General features: G+C 39.2%; 35 protein-coding genes. 7 read left to right on the top strand and 28 right to left on the bottom strand.

Annotated elements, in window-relative coordinates:
- Positions 1-204: 204 nt before the first annotated feature.
- Genes crcB through HMPREF1528_RS04795 form a run of 5 tightly spaced genes read right to left on the bottom strand, consistent with a single transcriptional unit; the run spans position 205 to position 2,659 of the window.
- Positions 205-579: a fluoride efflux transporter CrcB gene (gene crcB / locus HMPREF1528_RS04810; RefSeq protein WP_034567851.1), complete on the bottom strand. Its 375-nt coding sequence runs from the start codon at positions 577-579 to the stop codon at positions 205-207.
- A gap of 24 nt (positions 580-603) precedes the next feature.
- Complete coding sequence (locus HMPREF1528_RS12715; RefSeq protein WP_164996607.1) at positions 604-744, bottom strand: hypothetical protein; 141 nt, start codon at positions 742-744, stop codon at positions 604-606.
- Positions 723-1,037: a hypothetical protein gene (locus tag HMPREF1528_RS04805; RefSeq protein ID WP_016478860.1), complete on the bottom strand. Its 315-nt coding sequence runs from the start codon at positions 1,035-1,037 to the stop codon at positions 723-725. Before HMPREF1528_RS04805 ends, HMPREF1528_RS12715 begins: the two co-directional genes overlap by 22 nt.
- Positions 1,038-1,051: 14 nt before the next feature.
- On the bottom strand, positions 1,052-1,666 hold the full coding sequence (locus HMPREF1528_RS04800; RefSeq protein WP_016478859.1) for an endonuclease III domain-containing protein: 615 nt from the start codon (positions 1,664-1,666) through the stop codon (positions 1,052-1,054).
- A gap of 18 nt (positions 1,667-1,684) precedes the next feature.
- Entirely contained in the window at positions 1,685-2,659 is a 975-nt protein-coding gene (locus HMPREF1528_RS04795) for a hypothetical protein (RefSeq protein ID WP_016478858.1), read from the bottom strand.
- A 116-nt stretch (positions 2,660-2,775) separates the two neighbouring features.
- On the opposite strand from HMPREF1528_RS04795, the gene HMPREF1528_RS04790 reads away from it, so the two are divergent.
- From HMPREF1528_RS04790 to HMPREF1528_RS04780, 3 genes are read left to right on the top strand one after another with little or no spacing between them, the layout of a single operon-like run.
- Complete coding sequence (locus HMPREF1528_RS04790; protein WP_016478857.1) at positions 2,776-4,011, top strand: ketopantoate reductase family protein; 1,236 nt, start codon at positions 2,776-2,778, stop codon at positions 4,009-4,011.
- Between the two features lie 19 nt (positions 4,012-4,030).
- Complete coding sequence (locus HMPREF1528_RS04785; protein WP_016478856.1) at positions 4,031-4,897, top strand: hypothetical protein; 867 nt, start codon at positions 4,031-4,033, stop codon at positions 4,895-4,897.
- Positions 4,894-5,250, top strand: a complete 357-nt coding sequence (locus HMPREF1528_RS04780) for a hypothetical protein (RefSeq protein WP_016478855.1) — start codon at positions 4,894-4,896, stop codon at positions 5,248-5,250. Before HMPREF1528_RS04785 ends, HMPREF1528_RS04780 begins: the two co-directional genes overlap by 4 nt.
- A gap of 56 nt (positions 5,251-5,306) precedes the next feature.
- On the opposite strand, the gene HMPREF1528_RS04775 is transcribed toward HMPREF1528_RS04780, so the two are convergent.
- Positions 5,307-5,723, bottom strand: a complete 417-nt coding sequence (locus tag HMPREF1528_RS04775) for a nuclear transport factor 2 family protein (RefSeq protein WP_016478854.1) — start codon at positions 5,721-5,723, stop codon at positions 5,307-5,309.
- 134 nt (positions 5,724-5,857) lie between these two features.
- Here HMPREF1528_RS04775 and HMPREF1528_RS04770 point away from each other — a divergent pair, with 134 nt between their 5' ends.
- Entirely contained in the window at positions 5,858-6,181 is a 324-nt protein-coding gene (locus HMPREF1528_RS04770) for a winged helix-turn-helix transcriptional regulator (RefSeq protein WP_016478853.1), read from the top strand.
- Positions 6,182-6,249: 68 nt separating this feature from the next.
- Here HMPREF1528_RS04770 and HMPREF1528_RS04765 read toward each other — a convergent pair whose 3' ends face one another.
- A complete protein-coding gene (locus tag HMPREF1528_RS04765) occupies positions 6,250-6,795 on the bottom strand; it encodes an NAD(P)H-dependent oxidoreductase (protein WP_016478852.1) in 546 nt (181 codons plus the stop codon).
- Between the two features lie 94 nt (positions 6,796-6,889).
- Between HMPREF1528_RS04765 and HMPREF1528_RS04760 the strand changes: the two genes are divergently transcribed.
- On the top strand, positions 6,890-7,267 hold the full coding sequence (locus HMPREF1528_RS04760; RefSeq protein ID WP_016478851.1) for a winged helix-turn-helix transcriptional regulator: 378 nt from the start codon (positions 6,890-6,892) through the stop codon (positions 7,265-7,267).
- Positions 7,268-7,403: 136 nt separating this feature from the next.
- Here the strand turns inward: HMPREF1528_RS04760 and HMPREF1528_RS04755 are convergent, their stop codons facing one another.
- From HMPREF1528_RS04755 to HMPREF1528_RS04700, 14 genes are all read right to left on the bottom strand, one after another.
- Complete coding sequence (locus HMPREF1528_RS04755) at positions 7,404-7,853, bottom strand: MarR family winged helix-turn-helix transcriptional regulator (RefSeq protein WP_016478850.1); 450 nt, start codon at positions 7,851-7,853, stop codon at positions 7,404-7,406.
- Complete coding sequence (locus HMPREF1528_RS04750) at positions 7,828-8,280, bottom strand: EVE domain-containing protein (protein ID WP_016478849.1); 453 nt, start codon at positions 8,278-8,280, stop codon at positions 7,828-7,830. Before HMPREF1528_RS04750 ends, HMPREF1528_RS04755 begins: the two co-directional genes overlap by 26 nt.
- 62 nt (positions 8,281-8,342) lie before the next feature.
- On the bottom strand, positions 8,343-8,897 hold the full coding sequence (locus HMPREF1528_RS04745) for an NAD(P)H-dependent oxidoreductase (protein ID WP_016478848.1): 555 nt from the start codon (positions 8,895-8,897) through the stop codon (positions 8,343-8,345).
- Positions 8,898-9,352: 455 nt separating this feature from the next.
- Positions 9,353-10,165 carry an alpha/beta hydrolase gene (locus tag HMPREF1528_RS04740; protein WP_016478847.1) on the bottom strand — a complete coding sequence of 271 codons (813 nt, stop codon included), beginning with the start codon at positions 10,163-10,165 and terminating at the stop codon, positions 9,353-9,355.
- Positions 10,166-10,213: 48 nt separating this feature from the next.
- On the bottom strand, positions 10,214-10,780 hold the full coding sequence (locus tag HMPREF1528_RS04735; RefSeq protein WP_016478846.1) for a sugar O-acetyltransferase: 567 nt from the start codon (positions 10,778-10,780) through the stop codon (positions 10,214-10,216).
- Between the two features lie 66 nt (positions 10,781-10,846).
- On the bottom strand, positions 10,847-11,539 hold the full coding sequence (locus HMPREF1528_RS04730; protein WP_016478845.1) for a LytR/AlgR family response regulator transcription factor: 693 nt from the start codon (positions 11,537-11,539) through the stop codon (positions 10,847-10,849).
- Positions 11,536-12,615: a sensor histidine kinase gene (locus tag HMPREF1528_RS04725; RefSeq protein ID WP_016478844.1), complete on the bottom strand. Its 1,080-nt coding sequence runs from the start codon at positions 12,613-12,615 to the stop codon at positions 11,536-11,538. The genes HMPREF1528_RS04730 and HMPREF1528_RS04725 overlap by 4 nt, the downstream gene beginning before the upstream one ends.
- 49 nt (positions 12,616-12,664) lie before the next feature.
- Positions 12,665-13,606, bottom strand: coding sequence for a DUF6268 family outer membrane beta-barrel protein (locus HMPREF1528_RS04720; protein ID WP_016478843.1), 942 nt, complete (start codon positions 13,604-13,606; stop codon positions 12,665-12,667).
- Positions 13,607-13,813: 207 nt separating this feature from the next.
- Entirely contained in the window at positions 13,814-13,978 is a 165-nt protein-coding gene (locus tag HMPREF1528_RS12710) for a hypothetical protein (RefSeq protein WP_016478842.1), read from the bottom strand.
- Between the two features lie 151 nt (positions 13,979-14,129).
- Positions 14,130-14,909 (bottom strand): nuclear transport factor 2 family protein, encoded by a 780-nt coding sequence (locus tag HMPREF1528_RS04715; protein ID WP_016478841.1) that lies wholly within the window; start codon positions 14,907-14,909, stop codon positions 14,130-14,132.
- Between the two features lie 245 nt (positions 14,910-15,154).
- Positions 15,155-15,802: an NADPH-dependent F420 reductase gene (locus tag HMPREF1528_RS04710; protein ID WP_016478840.1), complete on the bottom strand. Its 648-nt coding sequence runs from the start codon at positions 15,800-15,802 to the stop codon at positions 15,155-15,157.
- A gap of 115 nt (positions 15,803-15,917) precedes the next feature.
- Positions 15,918-16,508, bottom strand: a complete 591-nt coding sequence (locus HMPREF1528_RS04705; RefSeq protein WP_016478839.1) for a Crp/Fnr family transcriptional regulator — start codon at positions 16,506-16,508, stop codon at positions 15,918-15,920.
- On the bottom strand, positions 16,471-16,614 hold the full coding sequence (locus HMPREF1528_RS12595; RefSeq protein WP_016478838.1) for a hypothetical protein: 144 nt from the start codon (positions 16,612-16,614) through the stop codon (positions 16,471-16,473). The genes HMPREF1528_RS04705 and HMPREF1528_RS12595 overlap by 38 nt, the downstream gene beginning before the upstream one ends.
- 459 nt (positions 16,615-17,073) lie before the next feature.
- Positions 17,074-17,658: an NUDIX hydrolase gene (locus HMPREF1528_RS04700; RefSeq protein ID WP_016478837.1), complete on the bottom strand. Its 585-nt coding sequence runs from the start codon at positions 17,656-17,658 to the stop codon at positions 17,074-17,076.
- 5 nt (positions 17,659-17,663) lie between these two features.
- On the opposite strand from HMPREF1528_RS04700, the gene pyrE reads away from it, so the two are divergent.
- Entirely contained in the window at positions 17,664-18,305 is a 642-nt protein-coding gene (pyrE, locus tag HMPREF1528_RS04695; RefSeq protein WP_016478836.1) for an orotate phosphoribosyltransferase, read from the top strand.
- A gap of 18 nt (positions 18,306-18,323) precedes the next feature.
- Positions 18,324-19,043 carry a carboxypeptidase-like regulatory domain-containing protein gene (locus HMPREF1528_RS04690; RefSeq protein ID WP_016478835.1) on the top strand — a complete coding sequence of 240 codons (720 nt, stop codon included), beginning with the start codon at positions 18,324-18,326 and terminating at the stop codon, positions 19,041-19,043.
- A 51-nt stretch (positions 19,044-19,094) separates the two neighbouring features.
- Here the strand turns inward: HMPREF1528_RS04690 and ftsH are convergent, their stop codons facing one another.
- The 7 genes from ftsH to HMPREF1528_RS04655 all read right to left on the bottom strand — a co-directional run bounded on the left by ftsH (position 19,095) and on the right by HMPREF1528_RS04655 (position 26,133).
- On the bottom strand, positions 19,095-21,056 hold the full coding sequence (gene ftsH / locus HMPREF1528_RS04685; RefSeq protein WP_009409994.1) for an ATP-dependent zinc metalloprotease FtsH: 1,962 nt from the start codon (positions 21,054-21,056) through the stop codon (positions 19,095-19,097).
- A gap of 4 nt (positions 21,057-21,060) precedes the next feature.
- On the bottom strand, positions 21,061-21,432 hold the full coding sequence (gene rsfS, locus HMPREF1528_RS04680) for a ribosome silencing factor (RefSeq protein ID WP_002671325.1): 372 nt from the start codon (positions 21,430-21,432) through the stop codon (positions 21,061-21,063).
- Between the two features lie 235 nt (positions 21,433-21,667).
- On the bottom strand, positions 21,668-23,533 hold the full coding sequence (locus HMPREF1528_RS04675; protein ID WP_016478834.1) for a hypothetical protein: 1,866 nt from the start codon (positions 23,531-23,533) through the stop codon (positions 21,668-21,670).
- Positions 23,530-23,964 (bottom strand): nucleoside deaminase, encoded by a 435-nt coding sequence (locus HMPREF1528_RS04670; RefSeq protein WP_016478833.1) that lies wholly within the window; start codon positions 23,962-23,964, stop codon positions 23,530-23,532. The genes HMPREF1528_RS04675 and HMPREF1528_RS04670 overlap by 4 nt, the downstream gene beginning before the upstream one ends.
- A 72-nt stretch (positions 23,965-24,036) precedes the next feature.
- Positions 24,037-24,432 (bottom strand): DUF937 domain-containing protein, encoded by a 396-nt coding sequence (locus HMPREF1528_RS04665; RefSeq protein WP_009409989.1) that lies wholly within the window; start codon positions 24,430-24,432, stop codon positions 24,037-24,039.
- 7 nt (positions 24,433-24,439) lie between these two features.
- Complete coding sequence (locus HMPREF1528_RS04660) at positions 24,440-25,399, bottom strand: D-2-hydroxyacid dehydrogenase (protein ID WP_016478832.1); 960 nt, start codon at positions 25,397-25,399, stop codon at positions 24,440-24,442.
- 50 nt (positions 25,400-25,449) lie between these two features.
- Complete coding sequence (locus HMPREF1528_RS04655; RefSeq protein ID WP_002671339.1) at positions 25,450-26,133, bottom strand: cell division ATP-binding protein FtsE; 684 nt, start codon at positions 26,131-26,133, stop codon at positions 25,450-25,452.
- Between the last annotated feature and the right edge of the window lie 111 nt (positions 26,134-26,244).

The raw sequence follows: 26,244 nt of genomic DNA, 5'->3' as shown, positions 1-26,244 counted from the left end.
AAATTTTGCGTCGCTACACTTTGCCAAAGTTTTGCTTGTGCGGCTCGCACCTTTGGCAAAGTTGATACACTGATAATCAGTCTCTTTTTCAGTATATTGTAGGGGCGACTTGCAAATCGCCCTCTAAGAACAAGCCTATTGAGTTGCAATCTATTTTTGTTTGACTATAAAAAAACAGCTATTGCTAGCTTAATCTATTACCTTTTACCTGTTGCCTATAATGTATCCCAAAAAGCACGCCAAAATTCCTAATCCTACACTTCCTACTACATAAAAAGTAGCTTTTAGTAGTTCATTTTGCTGAAATAATTGCAGTACTTCCAATGAAAAAGTAGAAAACGTGGTGAAGCCTCCCAAAACGCCTGTCATTAGTAATAAAACTAAATAGCTATCTACTTCTTTATTCTTGAAATAACCGTAGAGTATTCCTATCAAGAAACACCCCAATATATTTACCATAAAAATACTTATGGGGAAGGACAATATTTTACCCCATCTGCTCAATCCTACTGAAAGCACATAACGAAAAACTCCGCCCATAAAGCTCCCAAGTCCTACTATTAAAACTGATTTTATCATACTTACAATTGTTTGGTAATACTGTTAGATTTGTTTATCGCCTGCCCAACTCACAAAAACCGTCATTAAATGAGTTTCGAGGGCTTCGCAATAGCCTACAAAGATGAAATCTTCTTTTGATAGTTCGCTGTGATGTTGTTTGTTTACTTGTAATAATAATACCAATTTCCGTTCCACTCCTTGTCGCAATCTTCCTGAGAGGCAAAAGTACAATCTTTTATACCTTCCTCAGGGTATTGTTGATCACGCAATAGTTTTTGGTGATAGTCGTTTATCTTTTGCAGTAAGCCAGTTTCCTTTGCTTTGCTCAGTTCCTCTTCTGTTTTAAAGATGTAAGACACAAAGTAATCTTGCGGGGCTATATAAGCTCCGAAATCCACAGAAGCGTATAATTCTTGAAAAGTTGCCTTTACCTCTTCTTGTGTTTGGGCAATGATATTTTTCCATATTTTGCTCATAATTTTTTTATTTATTATTCTAATAACCATTGTTCATCGGTAAAACCTTTGCGGTAAGCCTTGCCGTGTACATCAATCACAGCGTGCCATTCTTGGCAGGTTTCTAAGGGAATTTCAGTCACTAAGGGCATACATTCTTCACGTAGGGCTTTATAGGTTTGGGCAGAAGAGAGATTCAGGCGGTTCAAAAGTCGTATAGCGTACTGGTCGGCTATGAACACCTTTCGCTCAAAAATGTACAACAACATTGCATCGGCAGTTTCCTCGCCCACACCTTTGATAGAGAGCAGTTCCTTGCGAAGCTCCTCAGTAGGGATAGCCTCAAACTTTTGTAAGGAAGCTCCGTGCGATACATACCATTCCATCAGGGCTTTGATGTAAGTGCTTTTTTGCTTGTAGAAGCCTGCCGGACGTATATATTCCTGTAAAGTGTTCAATTCCATAGTGTGTAAAGCCTCTACCGATAGGTTGCCCTCTAAGTTTGCAAGGGCTTTTTCGGTATTCTGTTGGGTGGTTTGCTGAATGAGAATCATCGAAATCCAGTCGGTAATGCGATTGGGGGCATTCCACCAATGTTGCTTGCCGTAATGGGCTAATAATTTATTAAAAACTTTGATTTTTTGAGACATAAAAACTAATGTCTAATTTTATAAGTTATTGTAATTGCACAAAGATATTTCTTTTAAACCTCTGTCGAAAAGAGAGGTCAAGCAAAGGTTGCCTGTGATATTTTGGAGTTTGTGTTTTGTCATTCCTTTAGGTAAGAAAACATTGCCATATTCGCGTGTGGTGAGCGAAAAGATTTTTTGATTGCCCTTCCATTCATCGGTTTTAAAAACAGGTGTTAGTATCACATATTCTGAGTCCGTGAAACAGCCATTAACACCGCGTTTTTTATGATCGGTATGCAAATTGTCCGATTCAATAATTTTCTCGATGACCTTCCCTTCGGCAGAGATTTGTGCGAGCGCATAATAATCCATTCCCCATTTATTAACCGATGAAGCGCTTTCACCCGGAATGAAGGCGTAGATTTTTTTATCCGATATTTTAAGACTGTCTATTTTTGGGGTGTCGGTGGTTCTGTTGTCACGATGTGTAAATGCTTTTTTATCTATGTAAGAAAAGGATTTCCATTTGGCAGTTTTGGCTGTATCATCAAATTCTAAAAGGGCAAAACATCTTGCATTGCCGTAATAAACTTCATTTTCAAAGCAAACGGGAATTATTTGGCTATCGGATATATTTTGAAAATACCGCTGTTCAGCTTTCTCTGGTACAATGTTATACCTGAGCAATGATTTATTTTTTATTGGAATGAGTGTTGGCGACGAATGCATATCTGAGTAATATTGCACTTCTTTTGCCGAGATGATGATGCCAAACCCTTCTTTATATCTGAAAAGCACAGGATAATCTCTGTTGGATGTTGGGGTATATTCAATAGGAATCTTTTTGACGCCTTCGGTTGAAAGAACAAGGACGTAATATTTATGCCAATCGGTATAATCGGAAGTTAGGATTACGGCAGTGCCATTGGGTAGTAAAGTTGAAGCATAAACAAATGAGAATTCATTGTCAAATTCCCATTTTCTCAAAAGTGTTAGTTTAAAATCGTTCATATCCTTTTCTTTTTTGCTGACAATTTACTTGGCAAAAGTAGTAAATAATTTTCTAATTAGAAAATTAGAAAATTGACTAAATTATTATTATCTTTGTGGCTTAAAAATCACATAGTATGGAATTGCAAGTAGGGAAAAGCTATCGCATAAAAAATGATATTTTCAGCTTTAAAGCGGGTGAAGTTTGGTCGTTAGTAGATGAGGGATACCAAGTGTACTTCGGCGAACACAATTTTGTATTCGTTAATGCCGAGAAAAATTGTCACTTTATGGTATTACGAAATACTTCCGATGAAGATATGGAAATAGGATGCCATTTAGATAGGTATTTTGAGGAAATTGAAGGGGATGATAATAATTTTATACCTTTGTCCTTAGATAAAAAAGACACTATGAAAATCTTAGTAATAGGCATAGGCGTTATAGGTTCTATTTACGGCTATGTGTTTTCTAAAGCAGGACACACAGTAACACATTATCTTAGAAAAGACAGTAAAAAGAATAACATACACACTTTAAACGTTCATATCTTGGACGGACGTGGACACAAGAAAGGACTTTCGTATACCGATAGCTATTCTATTGAGCACGCCACGGAAAAGGAGTATGATTTTATCTTCATTGCGGTACCTTCTGGAAAATTAGCAAGTGTGATAGAAGAACTCAATAGAGAGCATATTACAGGAACACTGCTCATTGCTTGTGGTATTTGGGAAGATAAGAATTATCTGGAAAAACTCTTAGGCAATCGTCCTTATGTATTGGGTTATCCCGTAGCAGGAGGCAACTTAGAAGGTGAGACCCTTAATGCTTGTCTGTTTGACCATTTTATGCTGGAGAGCAAAGCAAAAACTACTATCGATAATTATGATGATTTAGTAAAGCTATTTAGCGATTGCCACATAGACTTAGAACACCCTTACGATATGCTCGAATGGATATGGTTACATCTGGCTATTAATGCGGGAGTTATTTCGGTAGCAAGTACTACAATGGAAAATTATAGCAATAATGCACAAACTACTGAGGCAGCCGAGAAGCTAATGCAGTCTGCCAAATTACTGAAGCAAGCTGTAAAATCGGTACGTGAAACAGTGAAGATAGTAGCCTCACGAGGGGTGGTGCTAAAACATTACAACAACGAGTTACTACCTTATAAATTGCCTACTTTTCTTTCAGCACCTTTGATGAAAAGAATGTTTGCCAACAATATCCTCACCAAAAAAATAATGACCCTCCACAACAATCTCCCCGACTTATTATATATATGCAAGTGCGTGTATGAAGAAGGTAAGAAAAAAGGTATAGAAGCACCTTTGTTCTATAAAAATTGCAGCAAGTTACCAATGTAATGGAAAATTAGCAAATAAAATGAAAAGACTACTCCCTTTATTATTAGTCCTCCTTTGGGGTCAAAATATGTTATTGGCGCAAAAAGCAGTATTAGTTAGAACACAATACGAAAGCTATGCCATAGACAATCAAACCGATTCACTGCTCCCCGACAGAAAGGAAAGCCGTGAATACTATACCTTTTTGCACTTCAACCGTAGAAAGGATACTTTATTTGTCCATAAAAAAGATACCCCAAAGGATATAGCGCAAAAAGATGCCTTTTCTTACTTCCTCACTACGAAAAAAATAGATGCCGATAAGCTACAACTACTTATAGGCGATAGAAATTACACCCATACACTTTTATTTTACGTTGAAAACCCCAATATCATACGTGTAAATAGAGATAGTTATGTACTCAGTGATGAATACAACCACTTTCTAAAGAAGAAAATATTCAAAAAAAGGGATATTGCGACTATTTTAGATTTTTTAGACGACCAATTCGGGGATTATTTTATAGATACGGAAGTATTTATGATAAGCACTAAGGACAAATACAAAAAGAACTTAAAGATGAATGGAGGCACTGTCCTCAACGAAGCAGATACCACTGTTTATAGTACTTTATATGCAGCATACGATGATAAAGGTCTTCAAATGTTAGGAAGAGTAGATACTAACGAACCCCAATTACCTTTTTCACTTGACAAGAAAAGAAAATATATAGATGCTGATAAACTCATTTTTGAAATAGAGGAACAAACTCCCAAAAACAACGCCACTTATACCCAAGAAATCTATTTCTCAGGCGAAAAGTTTATAGAAAAAGGTGAATATACCCAATACGGACTTAATATTACTACGTTTTATACGGAAACCATAGAGAAAGTAAAAAAATGAAAGATGTAGAAAATAAACAAGTAAAGGTATACCTAAGTAGAGATAGTGTATGCGCAGCCGATGATGTAAACTGTCCCAATCCAGCTACGTTTTATCTACCCGATACTATAGACGAATTTATACTAATTATGGACAAGATGTTGCCATTTAGAAAGTGGAGATGTTACTTAGGAGAATATAGGAAAGGTATTGTAGGTGCAGAAGATGGAATACTTGTTTGGAAAGAAATAGATAATCACGTTCTTATCTCAAGTTATAAAACTAACAATGAATTTATTGTAACGCACGATAGTGATTGGTATGAAACAATTAAGTCGCACCCCTATTTATATTTTGAATGGTGTTTGGATTAAGAAAACGAAGAATAAAACCCTCCCCGCTCATAGTATTCTCTACGAGCGGGGAAATATTATTTCTGTTGGTTAGATAACCTGAGAACTTCTGTCCAGAAGGCGTCTTCTTCATCTATGTGTTCAGAGAATAACCAAACCTCTTGTATTTTGTCGTTCTCTACCCGATAGAGATCAATACCTCTCATTCGCATACTTTTGTCAAAAGCAAAGACCTCAAAAGCGACGGCAGCAGCTACCAAAGGGTCGTTTTCGGTGATATAATCGATTTGGTCAATAGCAAAAGTGCCTCCACTGAGCTCAGACATTCTTCCCAAATGAGAGAATACAGCCTCTTTACCTTTGTAACTACCTGAAAGAGCCCCTTTCCCTGGTTGATGCCATACTAAGTCATCGGCTAATAAACTGCCTACTTTCTCAAAATCTCCTTTAGCTAAGGAGATATAAAACTGATGTACAATTTCTGTTTTTGTCATTTTTATATGAATTTTTTTTTGTTATTTCACCGCAAAATTATACCTTTGTATCCAAGCACACAAGTACTTACGAGAAAGTAAGCACCTTACAAAAAAGTTAGAATTACTCAGTATCAAATAGAAAAAATATTGCGATGAACGAAAAAAATATTAACAAAGACTGTCCTGTATGGCGAACAATGCAAATAATGGGAAGCAAATGGGCAATGCTTATACTGTTTCATCTCAGTCAGCGCACACATCGTTATGGAGAATTAAAGCGTGCCATTCCACAAGTGAGTGAAAAAGTACTTAATGAAGAACTAAAAACGCTCTGCACTCATCAATTGGTAGCAAAAGTAAGTTATCCAGAAGTACCCCCACGAGTGGAGTATTCCCTTACCGATTTAGGTAAAGAAGCCTTACCTATCATAGAAGCGATTATCCGTTTTGGAAATGACCACTTGAAGAATAACTAATAAAAACCCTCCCCATTCGTAGTATTTCCTACCAGTGGGGAGGGTGTTTTTTAATCCTAATTTGTGTGTTATTTCAGTGAAGAAAGAAATGTTAACAATCGCTGGGCTTGCGCTTTGGCTTTTGCTTCTATATCCTCTCTGGTATAACCTGCATTTACTGATGTTCCATAAAAATATAGAGGCTCTACATACTTCATCTGCGCATAATAAGCCGTTTGCGCTAAGTTCTTACAAAACTCGTATACTTTGAAATGGTGTTCTCCCAAAGTGTGATATTCACTTTCGGGTGCCCCAACGGTAAAACTTGGGATAAAATATTTCCCTTTGAGCTTATCTCCTTGTGAACCATAAGCAAACTGATACGTGAAAACCTCATCAAACCAATGCTTGAGTATCGCTGGCATATTATACCAATAAAAAGGATATTGAAAGATAACCTCTTGATGCTTGAGTAAGGCTTCTTGCTCCGCTTTTACATCTATTTGAAAGGTAGGGTATAGCGCTGATAAATTTCTGATTTCAAAATCTATATCGCTACAAGAAAGCTCCTCTATGATAGCCTTATTGGCTATCGATTGGTCAAAATGGGGGTGTGCTAAAATTACTAATGCCATATTGAAATTATTTTTTAATTTTGGCGCAAAATTATAGTACAACTTTCAATCTGGCAATAACTATCTAAATAGATACTTTATAATTTCAACTATTATGGAAACAAAATTAGAGTGTACTGCCCCTAGCGTTCGCTTAGGAGAAAAAAACTATCCTTGCACCATTGCCGTAGCGATGGATTTGATAGGAGGAAAATGGAAAGCCGTGATTTTGTATCATCTTAAAGAAGGTGAAAAGCGATTTAGCGAACTGAGAAAAGACCTCTATTCGGTAACCGAAACTACGCTGAGTATCCAGCTAAAACAATTGGAAAACGACGGGCTTATTTCTAAAGTTGTCTATGGCGAAAAACCTCCTTTGGTGGCTATCTATTCACTCACCGACTTAGGGAAATCTTTTTTGCCCATACTCGATGCCCTTACCCAATGGGGAAATAAAATTGTGCTTGAAAAAGGAACTTTCCTAACAGAATAAAACACAATTATTAATTTCCAAATTTTCTAATTTGCTAATTGCTCAATTATTCTCCGCTTCCTTCTTCAAAGCATTCACTCTATTAATACCCAAACAAAAATCTATATTAAGGATAGCAAGTAGCAAAACGATTCTGCTAATTCGTTAAAAGTTTGTGCAGTTGAACGTTGAACGAGGGCTGTTCGGTTGCCAAAATACTGAAAAATTCATCGTCGAAAGCCTCGACCTTAGCGACAGCTCGCGCGATGAGTTCGGCACCTTTATCGGTGATGGCAACTACTTTGGCGCGGGTGTCGGTTTTGTGTTCTTCCCTTGTGATGAGGTCTTTGCTCTGTAAAGTGCGCACCACTTGCGAGGTAGTCATTGGGTCTATCTTGGTGAAATTTGCCAAAGATACCTGCGTGATTTCCTTTCCTTGTTGGGCAAACCACTGGGCACTCGCCAAGAGTACAAACTGGGGGTGTGTGAGGTCGAAAGGTTGCAACACTTTTTTGATTCCGCGTTGCCATAACATACTTACCTGCCAAAGTAAAAGCCCTGAGCTTTCTTCGGCTTTCAAATTAAAAATTGAGGGCTGAGAGGTCATTATGTAACATTTTAGAGGCTATAAGTTTAAAATCGTTCTCGGATATTTCCAAAATACCAAAACGAAAAGGATATCCCCACGCTTTTTTGTTGGGGATAAAGTCCAATAGCTCGATAAGGTCGGCTATGGGCGCTTCTTCGCAGTCTACAAAACTAATATTTCTCCTAAACGGACAGAAATTTTCACTCATCTGAAAGGCATAGACTTCCTCGTCTTTCACTCTGCCAATAGCCGTGAAGGCTTGGCATTTGTCTTCTTTTCCAAAATAGCATTTGGAAGAGTAATAGAGAATACCGTCACCCTCCTGCATACGTTTCAAAGGCTGTGCTTTGCCGTGGCAGGCTTGGGCAAATCCTCCCGCAACGCCCATTTGTACGTGGTCTTTGCTCGCCACGATAATCCAATATTTGATAGGTCTCTTTTTCATTTATAAATGGAATAAAAACCGTGTGATACACTGCCACACGGCGATTTTTATCAATTGCAAAATTAGCTTAATTCTTTGATTTGCGCAACCAATCGAGCGGCGTGATCTTTGGCTCTTTGTTGTAGGGTTGTAAGCGCTTCTTCGGGCATTACTTCTGGGATGTACTTCATTCCGTAAGAGATTACAGGCTCTTGGAAAAGCAGTTTGCAGTGATTGGCAGTTTGGCGGTGAATATTGAGAAAATCGGTAAACGGATAGTTCTGTGCGCCACCGTGTTGGTAAGCCTCTTCAGGTGCTCCAGTGGTGAAAGAAAGGATAAGTTTCTTGCCCATCAGCTTGTTGTCGCCATAAGCAAAGCCGTGTGAAAACACGTTGTCTAACCATTTTTTCAGCAAGGCAGGAAGCGAATACCAATTCACAGGGAATTGCCATACAATTACATCTGCTTTTACAAGTTTAGCTTGTTCGGCAGTTACATCAATTTGATAGTTAGGATAGAGAGCTTGCAAGTTACTTACTTCAGCCTCAGGGAGCAAGCGTTTTACTTCTTCTAAAATAGCCTTATTGGCGTTAGACGTCTCCATAGTAGGATGCCCGTTGATAATTAAAACTTTCATATATAATTTAAATTTACTTCTTTATTCGGGCGCAAAGGTAATATGTTTTTATATAATAAGCAAACTTACTATATATTATTTTATAAATATTTTTTTAAGGTGTAGGTATTACTATGAGTTGGGGGATATAAAAACTCCCCGCCGGTAGCTTTCTCTACCAGCGGGGAGGGGGGTGTATGTTTTCTAAAGGTTTTATGGCTTTTCATATGTTAGTGAAGGAGAGGCATTATAGCCACCCACGAACCATTCCTTTTTTTCGCTATCATATCTTAGAATCTCTACAGATGAATTGTCCTTGACATAGAAAAAATAAGTAAATTTTTTACATTATTGAGTGCTAATTTGAGCCTAGAGTCGATAGGGTATCTGTGCTCTTGATGAGTGCAAAAGTAGTGAATAATTAGCGAATTAAAAAATCCCCGCTCGTAGAGAATACTATCAGCGGGGATTTGTTTCTAATGTTTCTTTATAAATTCCGTAATTTCAGCGGCGGTTTTGGTTCGGGCTTCTTCAGTAGAAAAAACGTGGTCTACTTGGGGGAGAAGTATTAATCGACTATTTTTATACCCTTGGTGGTAGCGCTCGCCATAGGTGTAGGGGACTATCACATCCCAAGTGCCGTGAATAACGAGTACTGCGCCTTTGTACTCTTTGGCAGTTTCGTAAATAGGAAGCGTTTGGGCTGTTACAACATAGTCCCGTCCCATACGCATTCCTCTGGGGAGGTCTACATATTCAGGAATATGATGTGGGTCGTAAGTAGCGCCTTGTGTGCTGCCGCGCAGGGCGTCATCGCGCAAAACAGCCGCAGGGGCACAAAGAGCCACACTCTTGATGCTTTTCTTCAGCTCACCGGCTACCATCGAGGCTACTACACCTCCCTGAGAATGCCCTACAATACTGATGCCGCTCACCCAAGGGAGTTTCTGAGCATAATCTATCACCTTTTTGGCGTCTTCAATTTCGTTGAGTACGGTCATATCTTGAAAACGTCCTTCGCTTTTGCCACAACCGTTGAAATCAAAACGGATGCTCGCGATACCCGCCTCTTGCAGCCTGTCGGCGATAGTGCGCAATAGGGGACGGTCTTTATCGCCACCAAAACCGTGACAGATAATCACCATTCGCACCTTTTTGCCCTTCTCTATCTTAGGCATTTGCAGGGTAGCTGCTAATTTACCTTTAGCCCCTTGTATTTCTACAGGCTCTGTTTGGGCATTGATTGCTGTTGTTGCCATAATGAGTAATAAAATTAAAATCTTTTTCATTTTTTTTATTTGTAAACTTGTTAATTAGTCGATTTGCCGATTAGTCAATTAGTTAATGGTAGTTTTATTTTGTTGTACTCTACAAGGATTTCCGTATGCAATACTATCTGAAGGAATGTCTTTGGTTACCACGCTTCCTGAACCTATTACTACATTATTTCCGATAGTAACCCCAGGGTTAATCACTACATTACCACCTATCCATACGTTATCGCCAATGGTAATAGGGTGGGCATATTCTAAACCTTGTACGCGTTGTGTAACCTCCAAAGGATGTGTAGCTGTAAAAAGTGATACATTAGGAGCAAAAAGCACATTGTTGCCTATCACTATTTTAGCTGCATCGAGCATTACACAATGAAAATTAGCAAAAAAATTCTTTCCTATACTGATATTATAACCATAATCGCAATAGAAAGGAGTGCGAATTACAAAATCGCCATTATATTTTCCTAATAGTTGTTGCAATAGTTTTTGTCGCTCTTCTGATGTTTCAGGAAGCTGGTTGATTTGTAGCAAGAGGTCGCTTGCTTTTAATCTTTCTTGTACTAAAATATGATCGTTGGGATCATAAAGTTGCCCTAAAAGCATTTTTTCTTTTTCTGATTGAGACATTTTTATTTGATAAATTGAAATTTTAAGAGGACAAAAATACAACTAATTCTCCAATTAACAAATTTGCTAATTTCCAAATTTGCTAATTACTTCATACGCCCTGCCTATAGGAATTTCTGTCTCACCTATATACACAAACTGGTGGGTGTAGGAAGTAATGTGTTGTATATTCACTACATAACTCTTATTGACACGTACAAATACCGACTCAGAGAGCTGGCTATGGATGTTTTTGAGATTAATCCACGTGATGTAGCGGTCGGTGAAGGTGTGGATAATCACGTAATCTTTCAATGCTTCTATATATAGGATATCGTTATGAGGAATGCGGTAATTGCGTCTATTGGCGCGGATACTGATGTATTGTGTATCAGTAGCTTCAAAGTCGGTTTTCTGCTGCGAGAGCAGTTGGAGATAACTTTCGGCTTTGGCAACGGCTTTTTTAAAGCGTTCGGGGGTAATAGGCTTTACTAAATAGTCGAGGGCATCTACTTCATAGCTTTCTAAGGCATATTGGCTGTAGGCGGTGGTAAAGATAACCAAAGTATGTTCAGGTAAAGTTCTAGCGAACTCCAAGCCGTTTACCCCAGGCATCTCTATATCCAAAAAGAGTAAGTGTACTTCGTTCTTTTTCAGAAAGTCGGCAATGCCTACAGTGTTTTTGAAGGTGCCTAATACATTCAAATGGCTGTATTGCCTTATGAGGCGCTCCATACCGATACATGCTAAGGGTTCATCGTCTATTATCAAACAATTCATAGTTGTAGCGCTAAGGTTACTATATATTCTTGTGGTAGAGCTTCTTGCGACAGCTTAAAACGGTCGCCATAGAGCAGTTCTAACCGCCGGCGGAGGTTAGTTAATCCTATACCACTGAATTTTTGTTGAGGATTAGGTTGCAAAGGTACGGAATTGTATACAGAAAAGTGTAACCATCCCTCTTTTTGTTCGCATTTCATATAGATATAAGTAGGTGCAAGGGCATCAATACTGTGTTTTACAGCGTTTTCGGCTAAGATAAGCAATATGTTAGGAGGCAGTTGTATGCCTTGTATATTCTTTTCGTTGTAGGTAATCTCATAAGTAAAATCATCACGGCGCATTGCTTCCAAAGAGAGAAAATCGGAGAGAAAACGCAATTCAGAAGAGAGAAAAACTCGTTCTTCGTGTGATTGGTAGAGCAAATGTCGCAAGAAATCGGATAGTTTTGCGATGCTATACGAGGCTTTTTCGGGGTCGATGTACAACAATGTGTTGATACTATTGAGCATATTGAACAAAAAGTGCGGTTGTATTTGGCTACGGAGAGCTTGTAGCTCACTTTTGGCAGCTTGTTGCTCTAATTCTTGCATCTTTTCGGTGCTTTTTATCCACAATTGGAATATTTTTATGAGTGTGGATAGCATTATAAAAGGCAATAAACTCAATAATGAAAAGATAAATAGGGTAGGGATAGGCAAAGCCATCGCTTTTTTTAGGTCTTCACTGATAATATACTCTCTCCATATAACGGCATTTAGGTAGTAGGTAATCACTTGACAGATGAAAAGTATCCCTATAAGGCTAAAGGTGTAAGTAACAAGTTTTCCTCTAAACAAAAAGCGCGGAATAAGCACATAGATATTTAAGTAAAAAGCTGCTGTGATAATTATACATCTCTCTATCCAATCCAAGTGGTCAACAAAGCCTTTGTACGCTCCCCATTCTTTAGTGGTTAGGAAAAACAATAGCAATGATACACAAGCAGTTATATGCCTATAGATGCGATATCTATCGGCAATAAGAAACTGCAAGAAGAGATTGTTTTTTAGAAATATATAGGGATTTTCGTCCATAGTTTCTATTGGGTAAAGTCATACCTTTTTAGATTTTTGAATCCTGTTATTAGTTTCCTCCAATTGTAATCCCCGCCGAAAGGTAAAAAGCAGGATTGAACTGACTGGAACGAGGGGTGCCATCTTCATTTTTGGCTTCAGACTTGAACATCGCAGAGAGTTTGCGCTCTTGATATACACCCGAACGCAAAAAGTTAGCCCCTACTATAATAGGAATACTTAAGTATTTACCAATTTTAAATTCAGGTTGCAAGCCTGTGATGATATTCTGTTGGGTGAAAGTTTCCTTTCGTCCGTTACGTTTTAAGTAAGCGGCATAACCTCCCACATTAGCAACTAATTTCAGATTGAAGTGCTCGCTAAAGTTATACCCAAAAGCAATTTTTGCACCATCGATAGAAGCAGCTTCTATGGTGAATTTGTCGGAAAAACCGCCTTTGTATTTAACATAAAGGGCAGGGAATAGCATAGGGTAGCCAAAGGTATTATTAAGGGCAGCACCTCCCCCTATTTCGAAGTTGGGTTTCCAGTGCCATATAAACACTACAGCACCATTTGCTACTACATTTTCACCTATATGAATAGACGAAAGACGATTTTCGGGGGTATAGCTTCCTGCTCCGAGCACCATAAGCATAGACCAACGTGTTTTTAAAGGGCGGAGATGAATAGTGCTCACGCCGAGGTTCATCACCTCTGAAGGTAGTTCTTTCCCGATAGGAAAATTGTGGTTGTTCATCTTTACAAAAGTGCCGTTAAGCCCTACACCCCATACAGTAGTTCGCTGGTAAGGGTCTTCTTCCTCACGGACTTTCATCGAGAGGGGTACTAAAGCCCCCACAGAGTAAATCATAGCCGAGCCATCGCCTATATTGCTATCGCTTACTGCATCGTAGAACTTGGAATTGCTCATATACTCTGCTTTTACACTGATTTGCGCTGAAACACTTGCTACAAAGAGCAATGCTATAAAAGTTATTATTTCTTTCACTATAATAAAGATTTAAGTATTACAGTGGCAAAAGTACAGAAAAACGGATTGTTAGAAGAAAAAAAGTTGTTTTTCTATACCAAAAGCAGAATTTACTATACTAATCATACACTTTGTCAAAGTCCTTAGGCTTTGACAAAGTGTATGATTGTTGCCCGTGCCTATTATATCTCAAAAATTTTATTTAAAGCAAAGGTGAAAGTTCCTTTAGGGGACTTGTGTACAGTTGATAACATTTTTTTTGGCTAATATTTCGGTAGGCATAGGGCGGTAACGTTTTAAAATGCCTAATTTGTTTAAAAAATTGAAGGCTTTTACTGTGAAATTCTCAACACCTCTATCACTATCAGAGCGGATGATAAGGGCTTTCATTTTTTAGGTAAGAGATAAGAGTTAAGAGGTAATTTGTTGTGCTGTATAGGGTGCAAAGATACAAAAAGTCATTAGTAGAGGCAAATTACTATTCACTTTTACTAATGACTGATGAAACTATATGGGCGAATTGCTATTCGCCTCTATAATATTAAAACCCAAACTTGCCGTTTTGGTTTTGCCACGTTTCTTTTTTAGCAATAGGCTCGATAGTATCCCAATGTTCTGCTATTTTGCCGTTCTCTACGCGGAAAAGGTCGTAGAATGAAGAATGCACACCACCTAAATGTCCTTCGCTTACTACAAGCACAAAGTTGCCTTCACCCAATACTTTGTGAATGGTGTCGTACTTCATCGTGATACCTTGTTTAGCCATAGCCTCTAACGCACTGCCTAAACCTGAAAGGTTATCAGGTATTTGCGGGTTGTGTTGCAAATAATTGTCTCCATCGAAATACCCTGCGAGCTTTTCCATTTTGCCATTTACCAAAATATCCTCTACAAAGTTGCGGACAAGGGTTTTATTAGCTTCCGTCTTATCCAAATCTTTCACCTCAGTAGTACCGTCAGTCATTGTCCTATCGCTGGGGTTAGGTTGGGTAGGTTTTTCTTGTAGGTTGTCCCAGTGCTCTACGATTTTGCCATTCTCAAAGCGGAAAATATCAAAGCCTATCTTATCGCCAAAGAAGTTGTAATCGGTGTGGGCGAATACATAGTCGCCATCTTCAAATACACGCACGGTATTCACGCGGGCAGAGCCAGCAGGTAGTGCTTGTAAGGCAGCCCCGAAGCCAGCCAACCCATCGGCAATGGCGAGGTTGTGTTGTTTGTAATGCTCGGCATTGATATAGCCTACGGGCTCAGCGGCACCTGTTTCAATAGCTTTTAAAAGCTCGGTTACTTGTTGTTTTTGAGATTTCTGTGTCATCATTTCTTCTGTTTTTTGATTTTCTTGATTATTACTGTTTTGAGTGTTGTTGGTGCGAGTCGCACTAACAATTTGCTAATTAGCACATTTACAAATTTGCTAATTATTTTCGGGTGCAAAGGTACGGCGGGTTGGGGGCGAAAAACATTGAAGTAGTTCAATAAATTAGCCAATGAGCAAATATGCCCATTGGCTAATTAATAATGGTTGAAAAAAAAATCTATTCTCTTTACTCATCGATAAGTTGATTATTTAACCAATTGCCTTGCTTCTTCTAAGGTAACGGTTTTGCCTACAGCTCCTGCTTCGTTTAGGTCGCCGAATACCTCTAAACGGATAGACTGATTGAGACCTCCTACACGTACGGGTTCAAAACCTGTATCTTTGATAAGTTGCTCTACCACTGGGTTGATACTTACCTCATCGGTAGCATAGAAGAGCACCTTGCGTGGAGTGGTAAAGGCTTCAGCACTGAGCGATCCTGCCATTAGCGTACCTAAGGCTTTTGCTAAGTGCGCTCCTTGTGGCAAGTGTGAGGCGTTGATTTCACCTGCTGAGGCTTCAGCAGCGATTACTTTCTTAAAGCCTCCGTTTTCATCGGGAGCGATAGGGTTAGATACATCTACAATTACTTTTCCTTTGAGTGCCTCAGCGTGTTCTTTTAAAAACTCGCTTACAAGTGGAAAATAAATAGCGGGGATTACGATGTCGGCTTCTTTTACCGCAGTAGCGATGTCGGCTACTTGTGCGTTTTGCCAAGCTTTAGCTACTTCTTGTACTTTAGCAGTATCTCTACCTGCTACTATAAATTTGCGACCTGATTTGTTAAGGTTTTCGGCTACTGCCTTACCAATGTTTCCTAAGCCTATAACGGCAATTTTTTGTTCTGTTTTCATTGTGATAATACGTTTAAAATTCTGGTGCAAAGGTACGGCGATACGGCAGGCGAAAGCAATAAAGTATTTTAAGAAATACGCTTAAAATACTTTAAGGTCGTAGCACGACAGGTAATTATCCATTTCTTAGCAATTCGGCTTTTACGTTGCTAAGCGATACGGGAGTGATTCCTAGAAAAGCAGCGATTTGCGTCTGTGGTAATCGTTGTAGTAGGTGAGGATAGGCTTGGGTGAAGTATCGGTATTTTTCTTGTGCCGAAGCGCTGATAATCAATAGGAAGCGTTGTTGAAGTTGGGCATAGGCTTCCTCTATCAGCACACGGAAGATGCGGTTAAACTTAGGCGAATAGCCGTAGAGTTGAAATAAATCCTCTTGTTTTATCTGTAGTACAGTAGTATTTTCGAGGGCATCGATACTAAACTCTGAAGGTGTTTCTTTATAGAGGCTCATTAGGTTGGATATCCACTCGTTTTCAGCAGCGAAATGTACAATATGCTGGGTGCCTTTCTCGTTGATGGTGTACATCCGCAGGCAACCGCTCACTACAAAATTGAGCACGTGGCACACATCGCCTTCCTGCAAGATGTATTGCTTCTTGCGATACAAGCGAGGCTGAAATACCTCAGTTACATAGGCTTTCTCTTCGGCGTTAAGCAGAATAATCTTCTCAAAATGATTGATAATTGGGGTGATATAGGGTTCCATAGCATTCTTTCTTTTTAAGAGTACGCTCACTAAAAAGCGCACAGAGGGCTTCTATTTGTTCGGTTTCTCCAAAAATGTATTTAGCAAAGTGTTGTTGTAAAGTCATAAAAATTGATTAATAGAATTAAATGACGCAAAGATACCAAAATTGTGTGTGATGTTATTATTATACCATATAGAAATTGTCTTTTACTCTTAGCTGTTAATAGTCTTATTCCGCACTTTACGGAAGAAGAATTGGTTACCGACTTTTCCCGAAAACCCTTTTGTTAGGGAGTCGTTCTTTGTTTTCGCCATAGTTTACTTAGAGTTTAGAGGTCAGGTTTTAGGAATTAGATTAGTGATACAAAAGTAAGGATAAATTTTCAATTAACCATTAACAATTAACCGTTTGATATAGTGATTGTATTCCAGTGGTATTCGCTATAACTTCGCATAGTGTTCTGGGTAGAGCCACTGTAGAGCCACTGTAGAGCCACTGAAGATTCGGTGTAGCTTCGGTGTAGGTCGTAATAAAAAGGACACGAGCGTTTTGTTCGCATCAGCTTGTGAGAGAGATTCTTTGCTAATTGAATAGCTTCTGAATATTTTTATACGAATCCTTCACCAACTCGTGTACCTCTGCCTCGTCTTTCCAACACGCTTTTTCTATATCTTCTTCGGTTTGAGGTACCAATTTCTTCTTAAAGGTAGTAGTCATATCATACCAATAGGTCTCTTTCAAAAAATATTGCCCATCGCGTTTGAATATGTGATAAGTAATCATTCGGAAGCGCTGGATAAGCAGTTTTTTAACACCTGTTTCTTCCTCTACCTCACGCAAAGCACAAGTAGCGATATTTTCTCCCTTTTCTTTCTTTCCTTTGGGCAAATCCCACTTGCCGTGACGCTTAATCATCAGTACTTTTCCATCTTGATTATACACAATGCCACCCCCTGCTTTTATGGTAGGAAGAAGTTGCTTAAATTTCTTCATAAGTTTTTCTTCCTTAGGGTGATATAAGTAGATTTTTTCTACCTCTTTTTGCTTGAGTTCCTCCAAGATAACATCAAGAGTAACATCTTTTATTGGAAAACATTTGACGTTCTCAATATTTTCTCGTACATTTGTCAAAATAATCGACTTTTCGTCTAAAAATATTTCATACATAACCTATGATTTTAGATAGTATTACGGCACAAAATACCGCTGAATTTTTATTGCAAATTAACGCAATTAAATTGAATTCTGAAAATTATTTTACTTGGGCGAGCGGTTGGAAGTCACCAATTTATTGCGATAACCGTATAATTCTCTCATTTCCAGAGGTTCGTTCGTACTTTGCAAGTGTATTGACAAGAGGTGTAAAAGAGAAATTTCCCGAAGTACAAGTTATTGCAGGGGTAGCTACGGGGGCTATTGGCATTGGTATGTTGGTAGCTAATGCACTCCAATTGCCTTTCGTGTATGTGCGTCCTGAACCTAAAAAACACGGCAGACAAAACCAAATTGAAGGTTTTTTGCGCTCTGAACAAAAGGTAGTAGTGGTAGAAGACCTGATAAGTACCGGAATGAGTAGCCTTAATGCGGTAAAAGCCCTACGCGATAGTGGTGCTGAGGTGTTGGGAATGATAGCTCTTTTCTCTTACAATTTTGATGTAGCCAATGAGCGTTTTACCGAGGAAAAGGTACCGCTTTACACTGCCGGCGATTACGACAGTCTATTAGAAAAAGCCTTGTTTTTTGGTCGTATCAAAAAAGAAGATTTAGAGATGCTCCAGCAATGGCGCAAAAGTCCGGATACTTGGAAACAGTAAAATATTCATAGTAATTTTATGAAATATCTAACAATTATATGGTTGTTTTTTAGTGTAGGAGTCTTTGCACAAAAACAAGTGCGTGGTAGAGTGATGCGTGATACAATACCTTTGTCAGGAGCTCACGTGATGAATCTTTATACCAATGCTGTTACTACTACTGATGCTAATGGTTATTTTACACTGAAAGCAAGTGAACGTAATACTTTGCAAATTACTTTTGTAGGGATGCAAACTGTTTATCGCACTCTTACAAAAGCTGATTTTGGTTTCGGAGGAGTTTTAATACAGATGAAAGAACAGGTCAATCAGCTTGATGAAGTTGAAGTATCAAAATATCAAGGGGTTTCTGCTCAAAGGTTAGGTATTTTACAGCATACTCCTGTAGAGCGTACTTTTGCTGAAAAACGGTTGTATAGCGCTACTCATAGTGCAGGAGGAAATTTATTAAGCATTGATTTACTCATTAATACTATAAGTGGACGAAAGAAGCTCTTAAAGAAAATTGTAGCCAATGAACAGAACTTAGCTGTCGCTAGCTATATACGTGAAAATATGAAAGTCTTTCTACAAAAAGAACTCAAACTAAACGAAGAGGAAATAGACGTTTTAGCCTATTATGTAATGGAGAGAACCGAGTTCCACGATCTTGTAAGGAAGAAGGAAAATAAGCAAATGGAGTTTATGCTTATAGAGGCGTGGGGTGAGTACCAAAGATTAGCAAAAGCAGAAAAATAAAGAATAAAAAAGATGTATCAAAGAGAATTGATACATCTTTTTTTATTGTAATTACGATACAACTTCTGAGGATTTATCTTCTTCTTCCTCCTCAATAATATCGTGTGGGTCTTTAAATTTGCGCTTACCAAAGATATTTTCAAGATCTTCACGGAAGATTACTTCACGTTCTAAGAGCAAGTTTGCCAAAGTAGTAAGCTTATCCTTATTCTCGGTGAGAATATCAATAGCACGCTGATATTGTTCTTCTATAATCTTAGAAATCTCTTCATCTATTAGGTGCGCTGTTTTCTCACTATAAGGTTTGGTAAAACTATAATCGGCTTGGGCTGAATCGTAATAAGTAAGGTTACCTATCTTGTCATTAAGCCCATAAATGGTTACCATTGCACGCGCTTGTTTGGTTACCTTCTCAAGGTCGCTGAGAGCACCTGTAGAAATCTTATCGAATATCACTTTTTCTGCAGCTCTACCGCCAAGGGCAGCGCACATCTCATCGAGTATCTGTTCAGTACGCACTATTTGGCGTTCTTCTGGTAAATACCAAGCTGCGCCTAACGACTGTCCGCGAGGCACGATAGTTACTTTTACAAGTGGTGCGGCGTGTTCTAAGAGCCAACTTACAGTAGCGTGACCTGCTTCGTGGAAGGCTATAGTCTTGCGTTCTTCGGGAGTAAGGATTTTAGTTTTCTTCTCCAAACCACCTACAATTCTATCCACTGCATCAAGGAATTCTTGTTTGCTTACCGCTGTTTTCCCTTTGCGTGCTGCAATAAGAGCAGCTTCATTACATACGTTAGCAATATCAGCACCAGAGAATCCTGGGGTTTGTTTTGCTAAGAAGTCTATATCTAATGTTTCTGCTGTTTTGATAGGTCGCAAATGTACTTCAAATATCTGTTTGCGCTCATTTAAGTTAGGAAGCTCCACATAAATCTGACGGTCGAAACGTCCTGCGCGCATTAGCGCTTTATCGAGGATATCAGCGCGGTTAGTAGCTGCCAATACGATAACATTAGTATGTGAACCAAAACCGTCCATCTCGGTAAGGAGTTGATTGAGAGTATTCTCACGCTCATCATTAGCTCCCGTCATTACATTTTTACCACGAGCACGACCTATAGCATCAATTTCATCAATAAAGATAATGCAAGGAGACTTTTCTTTAGCTTGCTTGAAAAGGTCGCGCACACGAGAGGCTCCTACCCCTACGAACATCTCTACAAAGTCAGAACCAGAGAGTGAGAAGAAAGGTACTTGGGCTTCACCTGCTACAGCTTTCGCAAGAAGAGTTTTACCTGTACCAGGAGGACCTACTAATAGGGCTCCACGCGGTATTTTACCTCCTAATGAAGTGTATTTATCGGGGTTTTTGAGGAAGTCTACAATCTCTTGTACTTCTTCTTTTGCTCCCTCTAAGCCTGCTACATCTTGAAAAGTTACACGCGTTTCTTTCTTTTCATCGAATACACGCGCCTTAGATTTACCAATGCTGAAGATACCACCAGCTCCTCCGCCTCCTGCCATACGACGCATTACGTAAATCCATAAGCCTATGATAACTATAAAAGGCAAAATAGAGAACAGCAAATCGCCGAAGATGTTTTGCTGGGTCTTGTTCTCACGAGTAGTGCTGAGATTGTTATCTTTTACAATTTGGTCGAATCGGTTTTCGAAATTACTCAAATCGCCTAATTCAAAACGGTATTGGGGTACGTCACCTGCGTTAGCACCTTGCATAAAGGTATTTCCCGTAGGTTTTACCTCTTTGTGCTCTTCTTTTTTAAGAGCATCGGGGGTGAGATATACATTAGCTTCTTTATGGTTTAAGATGATGATTTTGGATACATCACCATTGCTAAGGTATTCCTCAAATTTAGATTGCGGAATCTCTTTGGGTTGTGACCAAAAACTGGCTCCTGAATAATAATTAAAACCTATGAGTATCAGCAGTAATATGGCATATAACCAATAGGCTGAAAAACGAGACCCGTTGCTTTTATTGTCCGACATATTTTTAATAGTTAGTTTCTAAGTTGATAATTTTAGCGTCTCCCCAAAGTCCTTCGAGGTCGTAATGCTCACGTATTTTTGTTTGGAAGATATGCACCACTACATCCACATAATCGATGAGTACCCACTCGGCATTAGCTTCACCTTCTACGTGCCACGGGTGTTGATGACCTTCGGCTTGACTCACTACCTTTTGAATAGCACCAGAGATAGCCGACACTTGGGTATTAGAAGACCCATTGCACAAAATAAAATAATCGCACACGGTATTCTCTACCTCGCGCAAATCCATAATGGTAATATCGGTTCCTTTTACTTTTTCTATACCAGCTATAATATTACTAATAAGCTGATTTGATGATATTTCCTTATTCAATGTTCTTTATTTTTACAGTTTAAACTTGTTGTATCTCTCTTGAAAGCGCGCAAAGATAAAACATTCCTTTTAGAAAAGCAAAAACATTGCCATTATTCTTCTGTCAGTTAGTTTCAGACATTTTGTCACGTAGTTAAAAATGCGGAGGTATGAGCCACACGAGCAGGTGCGAGTCGCACGGTCAGATGAAGGAATGACGAACGATGAACGAAGAAAGAACGAAGGTAAGGCGAAGTTACCTAAACGATACGATATTAGGCAAGCGTTGGGAAAAGCTGTGTAGCCTGAAATCGTCGTTGGTAACGCCTGTGAATTTGAAGATATTGTTACCTGTACCTGGAATATTAGGATAATACCCAAAGGAGAATTGTATGGCTCCAAAGGGAAAATAGTCGTTGGAGATATAAAAACCTATGGAAACCTTAGAGTATACTTCTGTTTTTAGAAAGGCAGTATTTTCTCTGCCTATAAAACCTATATCGGCTGAGAGAAACGGGCTAAACCTAAAGCCTATCAGCTGAAAAGGAGCATATACTTGCGTTTGTGAGGTGAGAATAAGTTTGCGTGTGCCGTATACTTCACGACTACTGAAGCCTAAGATACCATTAGATTCATTTAAGTTGATCCTGTCTCGCTGGTATACATTTCGGTTAAAACCTACTACAAAAGAGGAGCGCAAAAACTGACGAAAATGCCAATCGCCTATGTCGAACAATTTACTGAAATAGGTACCTTCACCTCTTAACACAGTTTCTTTGTTCGTGCCATCCTTAAAGAATGTGCCTACCTCAAAGTTGATAGAATGGTAACCACGCTTGGTATAGTTTGCTTCAGCAAAGCCTATACCGAGATAGGGCAAAGTAGCGTAGTTCTTCCGCAGTATCCCTGAGGTGAGAAACAAAGAACGCCCTATTCCTACGTCCTCGATATCGCCATTGCGAAAGATATAACGGTCTTTCACAAAGCCTGTACTATTGAGACTGAATTGAGTGAGATATAGGTTCTCGTTGCCGTAATATTGCTCGGGGTCTATCTCGGGAGAAGGTTTCTTGTAATAATTTATATTGCGAAAACGCCCAGCTATGATAAAGTTATTGATGCGCTTATTTTCTACTTTTCTGAGGGGCTTTACCCAACTACCAAAAGCATCGAAGGTGCGTGTCATTAAGATAGGAATATAGATAGAGTCGCAATAACTAATACCTTCGTCTTCATATCGGTATTCGTAATAACCTAAGCGCCCCGACCAGCGTGCCAAAGGTGAATACAATGGTCGCTCTACCTGTATGCTCTTTGAAAAATAGTTCTCGTAATCGGAATAATAACCGGTTCGCACATTGATGTAAGTGTTTTTGATGTTTCTCACCACATAGTTAAAACCTTTACCATTGTTCCCGATTCCTGAAAAGTATTGTTGATAGGTGAGCGAGAGTTCGTGTCCTATCCCAAAGAGATTTTGCTCGGTAAGTCGTGTCCAGCCTCTACTGCCTGCCAAGTCGCCGTCGACGTATATAGACCAGCTATCGAGCACATTCACTTGCACATCTACTGAATCGGAGGTTTGACTCACAGGGATAGCACGCACTTGTGCCCTACGGATATACCGCTGATTGCGCAATACGCGCTCAGTTTCACTCAGCAAAAGGGTATCTAAGGGCTTGTCTTTTTTAAACAGGAGAAACTTGCGTACCGTGCTTTCGCGGGTTTTCACGTGAAGTGCATTGCCAAAACGCTCCAAACGAGTGTTTGGTACTTTGTTTAAATCTCTTTCGTCAAACCCAAAAGGGTCTAAGGTAGTAATAACGATATTTCTAATGATTTTCCCTTGATAAGAAGGGGCTTTTTTAGGAGTAACGGTAGAGGTGCTTGTACCTTCGGATGTCTTTTCCTCAATTATAATAAAGTTATTGAGATTTTTAGTGAGCTTATATTTGCTAAAGAAGTTTCTGATTCTCTCATAAAATACTCTGTTTTTAGCTTCTCTTTCAGGTGAAATGCCTTCTAATAGCGAGTCTTTTACCTTTAAAGTATCTATTTCTTGAGAAAGAAGATAATTCATTCCCAAGAGAAAGAGTGCTATAAGAGTAAAGGTTTTTCTCATTTCCTTTTTTGCTGAAAGAACTGTTTTAACAAGGTTGTAGCTTCCTGGCTTAAAATACCAGTAACTACTTCGGTTTTTGGGTGCAGTTTGCCCCCCATTACGCTGTAACCTCTATGGGTATCGGGGGCAGCATAGACTAAACGCGATAACTGACTCCAATACAAAGCACCTGCACACATTGCACAAGGCTCTAACGTGAGGTACATAGTGCAACCTGTGAGGTATTTACCTCCTAGATAGTGAGCAGCCATAGTAATGGCTTGCATTTCGGCGTGCGCTGTCACATCGTTGAGGCGCTCGGTAAGGTTATGGGCTTTGGCGATAATTCTGTTATCAATGGTGATAATGGCTCCTACGGGAATCTCGTCTTCCTCGAAAGCTAATTGTGCTTCTTCTAAAGCCTTTTGCATAAAGTATTCGTCAGTATTCATTGAAATAAAAATTACTTTGGCAAAGTACAAAAACTTTGCCAAAGTAATGTTAAAAATACGGTTATAAGGTAATTATTTATTACCGCCAAAGAGGTTGCCAATACCTCCCATAATATCATCCATTACATTTCCGTCTTTGTTTTTGTCAAAGAAAGAGTTCATCATTTCACTGATGTTACCTCCTTTGCCTGAGAAAAAGTTGGATATCATTGGGGTTAAGTTTTGGAAAATCTTGCTTACATTATCCAATGAAACACCTGTTTTCTCACTGATAGCTTTTAAGGTAGACGATTGCCCGTCGCCTGTGAGTTTGTTTAAAATCTCACTACCTTCGGCTTTGCCTAGCATCGATTTGAGTGAATCCATTACCGAGCTTACTTTATCGCTACCGATACCTGTTTTCTCGCTCAATCCTTTTACGAGTTGTTGAAGGTTATCACCTCCTAAAAAATCTAACATTCCTGCCATATAATAATTATTTTAATAAGGTTATAATTTGTGAGGCTAACTCAAAACCTATGCGGTTCTGAGCTTCGTTAGTAGCTGCCCCTATGTGTGGGGTAAGCGATACCTGAGGGTGCATTAACACTTGTATAGCGGGGTTGGGTTCGTTTTCAAATACATCTAAACCTGCAAAAGCTACTTTGCCACTATCTAAGGCTTCTATAAGGGCTACTTCATTTAAAGCACCTCCACGTGCTAAATTGATGACTCCTACACCATCTTTCATCAAGGCAAACTCTTTTGCATCGAGTATATAACCTCCTTCTGCTGGGCTGTTGTTGAGAGTGATAAAATCAGCTTTTGCCAGTAGGTGTTCTTTTTCTACGGTTTTGATAGTGAAAGGCAAGGTTTGTCCGTCGAAAAAGTCGAGGGTTATTACTGCCTCAGTTACTTTGGGGTCGTAAGCCATTACGTTCATTCCTAAACCGATAGCAATGCGAGCTACCGCTTGTCCGCTACGTCCGAAACCTATAATGCCTATGGTTTTACCACGCAATTCGGCGCCATTGTTATAGTTTTTTTTGAGTTCGTTAAACTGAGTGTCGCCTTCCAAAGGCATATTGCGGTTGGCATCGTGTAGAAAGCGTACGCCACTGAAAAGGTGAGCAAAAACGAGCTCGGCTACCGAATTAGCCGAAGAGGCTGGGGTATTAATCACGTGTAGTTTTTTGCTTTTGGCGTGTGCCACATCTATATTGTCCATTCCTACGCCTCCTCTACCGATGAGTTTGAGTGACGGACAGCTATCGATGATATCTTTTCGCACTTGTGTGGCTGAACGCACTAAGAGCACATCGATTGCGTGTTTGTTTATATAGTCTATCAATTGGTTTTGAGCTACCTTAGTAGTGATAACTTCAAAACCTTCTTTTTCTAACGCTTCTTTTCCTGAATCGGAAATTCCATCGTTTGCAAGTATCTTTATCGCCATTATATTAATTTAATTAGTAAATTAGTGAATTAGCAAATTGCCAATTACAATTATACCCTTCTCTGTACAACCTCAAAGATGCGTTCGCCATCGCATTTTAGGGTTTTGGAAGGGAACTTGAGAATGAGGGCATAGTCGTGAGTTGCCATCAGTATGGTTCGTCCCGAGGCGTTGATTTCTTTGAGGACTTGCATTACTTCTACACTAGTCTCGGGGTCTAAGTTACCTGTGGGTTCATCGGCTAAGATGAGTTCGGGGTTGTTGAGCAAGGCACGTGCGATAGCTATGCGTTGTTGTTCGCCTCCTGATAGCTCGTGAGGGAACTTAAAACCTGTATTTTGCATTTTTACTTTTGCAAGTACCTCTTTTATGCGTTGTTGTATTTTTGCTTTATCAGTCCATCCGGTAGCTTTCAGCACAAAAGCGAGATTATCGTGCACGCTTCTATCGGTAAGCAGTTTGAAATCTTGGAATACCACTCCTAGTTTACGGCGGAGCAGAGGGATTTCGTCTTCGGTGAGTTTATTTAGGTTGAAACCTACGACTTTTCCTTGTCCTTTGGTAAGGGGTAAATCGCCGTAGAGCAACTTGATTAAGCTACTCTTTCCTGACCCTGTTTTGCCGATAAGGTACACTAATTCACCTTTTCCAATGGTGAGATTTACATTGGAGAGAATGAGGGTATTCTTTTGATATACTGATACTTCTTTTAAATCTAATACTGGTTCTTCCATTGATATAAGTTCAGTAAGGCAACTATTTTACCTTACAAAATTCCTGCAAAGGTAGAAAAAATATTTGGATGATGGAAATTTTTTTGGAGAAAAAGTGAAAAAAGGAGGTTA

The organism is Capnocytophaga sp. oral taxon 336 str. F0502, assembly GCF_000411575.1.
GTDB classification, from domain to species: domain Bacteria; phylum Bacteroidota; class Bacteroidia; order Flavobacteriales; family Flavobacteriaceae; genus Capnocytophaga; species Capnocytophaga ochracea.
The sequence above is the reverse complement of the archived record's forward strand: the minus strand, read 5'-3'. Positions and strand labels throughout refer to the sequence as shown.

Excerpts from the sequence above, each read along its gene's own strand:
- HMPREF1528_RS12595 (WP_016478838.1), bottom strand. The coding sequence starts at position 16,614 with ATGACTTTACAACAACACTTTGCTAAATACATTTTTGGAGAAACCGAA.
- pyrE (WP_016478836.1), top strand. The coding sequence starts at position 17,664 with ATGATTTTAGATAGTATTACGGCACAAAATACCGCTGAATTTTTATTG.
- HMPREF1528_RS04795 (WP_016478858.1), bottom strand. The coding sequence starts at position 2,659 with ATGAACGATTTTAAACTAACACTTTTGAGAAAATGGGAATTTGACAAT.
- HMPREF1528_RS04800 (WP_016478859.1), bottom strand. The coding sequence starts at position 1,666 with ATGTCTCAAAAAATCAAAGTTTTTAATAAATTATTAGCCCATTACGGC.
- HMPREF1528_RS04670 (WP_016478833.1), bottom strand. The coding sequence starts at position 23,964 with ATGAATACTGACGAATACTTTATGCAAAAGGCTTTAGAAGAAGCACAA.
- HMPREF1528_RS04760 (WP_016478851.1), top strand. The coding sequence starts at position 6,890 with ATGGAAACAAAATTAGAGTGTACTGCCCCTAGCGTTCGCTTAGGAGAA.
- HMPREF1528_RS04780 (WP_016478855.1), top strand. The coding sequence starts at position 4,894 with ATGAAAGATGTAGAAAATAAACAAGTAAAGGTATACCTAAGTAGAGAT.
- HMPREF1528_RS04690 (WP_016478835.1), top strand. The coding sequence starts at position 18,324 with ATGAAATATCTAACAATTATATGGTTGTTTTTTAGTGTAGGAGTCTTT.
- HMPREF1528_RS04775 (WP_016478854.1), bottom strand. The coding sequence starts at position 5,723 with ATGACAAAAACAGAAATTGTACATCAGTTTTATATCTCCTTAGCTAAA.
- HMPREF1528_RS04740 (WP_016478847.1), bottom strand. The coding sequence starts at position 10,165 with ATGAAAAAGATTTTAATTTTATTACTCATTATGGCAACAACAGCAATC.
- HMPREF1528_RS04755 (WP_016478850.1), bottom strand. The coding sequence starts at position 7,853 with ATGACCTCTCAGCCCTCAATTTTTAATTTGAAAGCCGAAGAAAGCTCA.
- HMPREF1528_RS04710 (WP_016478840.1), bottom strand. The coding sequence starts at position 15,802 with ATGAAAACAGAACAAAAAATTGCCGTTATAGGCTTAGGAAACATTGGT.
- HMPREF1528_RS04765 (WP_016478852.1), bottom strand. The coding sequence starts at position 6,795 with ATGGCATTAGTAATTTTAGCACACCCCCATTTTGACCAATCGATAGCC.
- HMPREF1528_RS04700 (WP_016478837.1), bottom strand. The coding sequence starts at position 17,658 with ATGTATGAAATATTTTTAGACGAAAAGTCGATTATTTTGACAAATGTA.
- HMPREF1528_RS04745 (WP_016478848.1), bottom strand. The coding sequence starts at position 8,897 with ATGAAAGTTTTAATTATCAACGGGCATCCTACTATGGAGACGTCTAAC.
- ftsH (WP_009409994.1), bottom strand. The coding sequence starts at position 21,056 with ATGTCGGACAATAAAAGCAACGGGTCTCGTTTTTCAGCCTATTGGTTA.
- HMPREF1528_RS04735 (WP_016478846.1), bottom strand. The coding sequence starts at position 10,780 with ATGTCTCAATCAGAAAAAGAAAAAATGCTTTTAGGGCAACTTTATGAT.
- HMPREF1528_RS04770 (WP_016478853.1), top strand. The coding sequence starts at position 5,858 with ATGAACGAAAAAAATATTAACAAAGACTGTCCTGTATGGCGAACAATG.
- HMPREF1528_RS04730 (WP_016478845.1), bottom strand. The coding sequence starts at position 11,539 with ATGAATTGTTTGATAATAGACGATGAACCCTTAGCATGTATCGGTATG.
- HMPREF1528_RS04725 (WP_016478844.1), bottom strand. The coding sequence starts at position 12,615 with ATGGACGAAAATCCCTATATATTTCTAAAAAACAATCTCTTCTTGCAG.
- HMPREF1528_RS04790 (WP_016478857.1), top strand. The coding sequence starts at position 2,776 with ATGGAATTGCAAGTAGGGAAAAGCTATCGCATAAAAAATGATATTTTC.
- HMPREF1528_RS04785 (WP_016478856.1), top strand. The coding sequence starts at position 4,031 with ATGAAAAGACTACTCCCTTTATTATTAGTCCTCCTTTGGGGTCAAAAT.
- HMPREF1528_RS04750 (WP_016478849.1), bottom strand. The coding sequence starts at position 8,280 with ATGAAAAAGAGACCTATCAAATATTGGATTATCGTGGCGAGCAAAGAC.
- HMPREF1528_RS04660 (WP_016478832.1), bottom strand. The coding sequence starts at position 25,399 with ATGGCGATAAAGATACTTGCAAACGATGGAATTTCCGATTCAGGAAAA.
- crcB (WP_034567851.1), bottom strand. The coding sequence starts at position 579 with ATGATAAAATCAGTTTTAATAGTAGGACTTGGGAGCTTTATGGGCGGA.
- HMPREF1528_RS04665 (WP_009409989.1), bottom strand. The coding sequence starts at position 24,432 with ATGGCAGGAATGTTAGATTTTTTAGGAGGTGATAACCTTCAACAACTC.
- HMPREF1528_RS04715 (WP_016478841.1), bottom strand. The coding sequence starts at position 14,909 with ATGATGACACAGAAATCTCAAAAACAACAAGTAACCGAGCTTTTAAAA.
- HMPREF1528_RS04675 (WP_016478834.1), bottom strand. The coding sequence starts at position 23,533 with ATGAGAAAAACCTTTACTCTTATAGCACTCTTTCTCTTGGGAATGAAT.
- HMPREF1528_RS04655 (WP_002671339.1), bottom strand. The coding sequence starts at position 26,133 with ATGGAAGAACCAGTATTAGATTTAAAAGAAGTATCAGTATATCAAAAG.
- HMPREF1528_RS04705 (WP_016478839.1), bottom strand. The coding sequence starts at position 16,508 with ATGGAACCCTATATCACCCCAATTATCAATCATTTTGAGAAGATTATT.
- HMPREF1528_RS04805 (WP_016478860.1), bottom strand. The coding sequence starts at position 1,037 with ATGAGCAAAATATGGAAAAATATCATTGCCCAAACACAAGAAGAGGTA.
- HMPREF1528_RS12710 (WP_016478842.1), bottom strand. The coding sequence starts at position 13,978 with ATGAAAGCCCTTATCATCCGCTCTGATAGTGATAGAGGTGTTGAGAAT.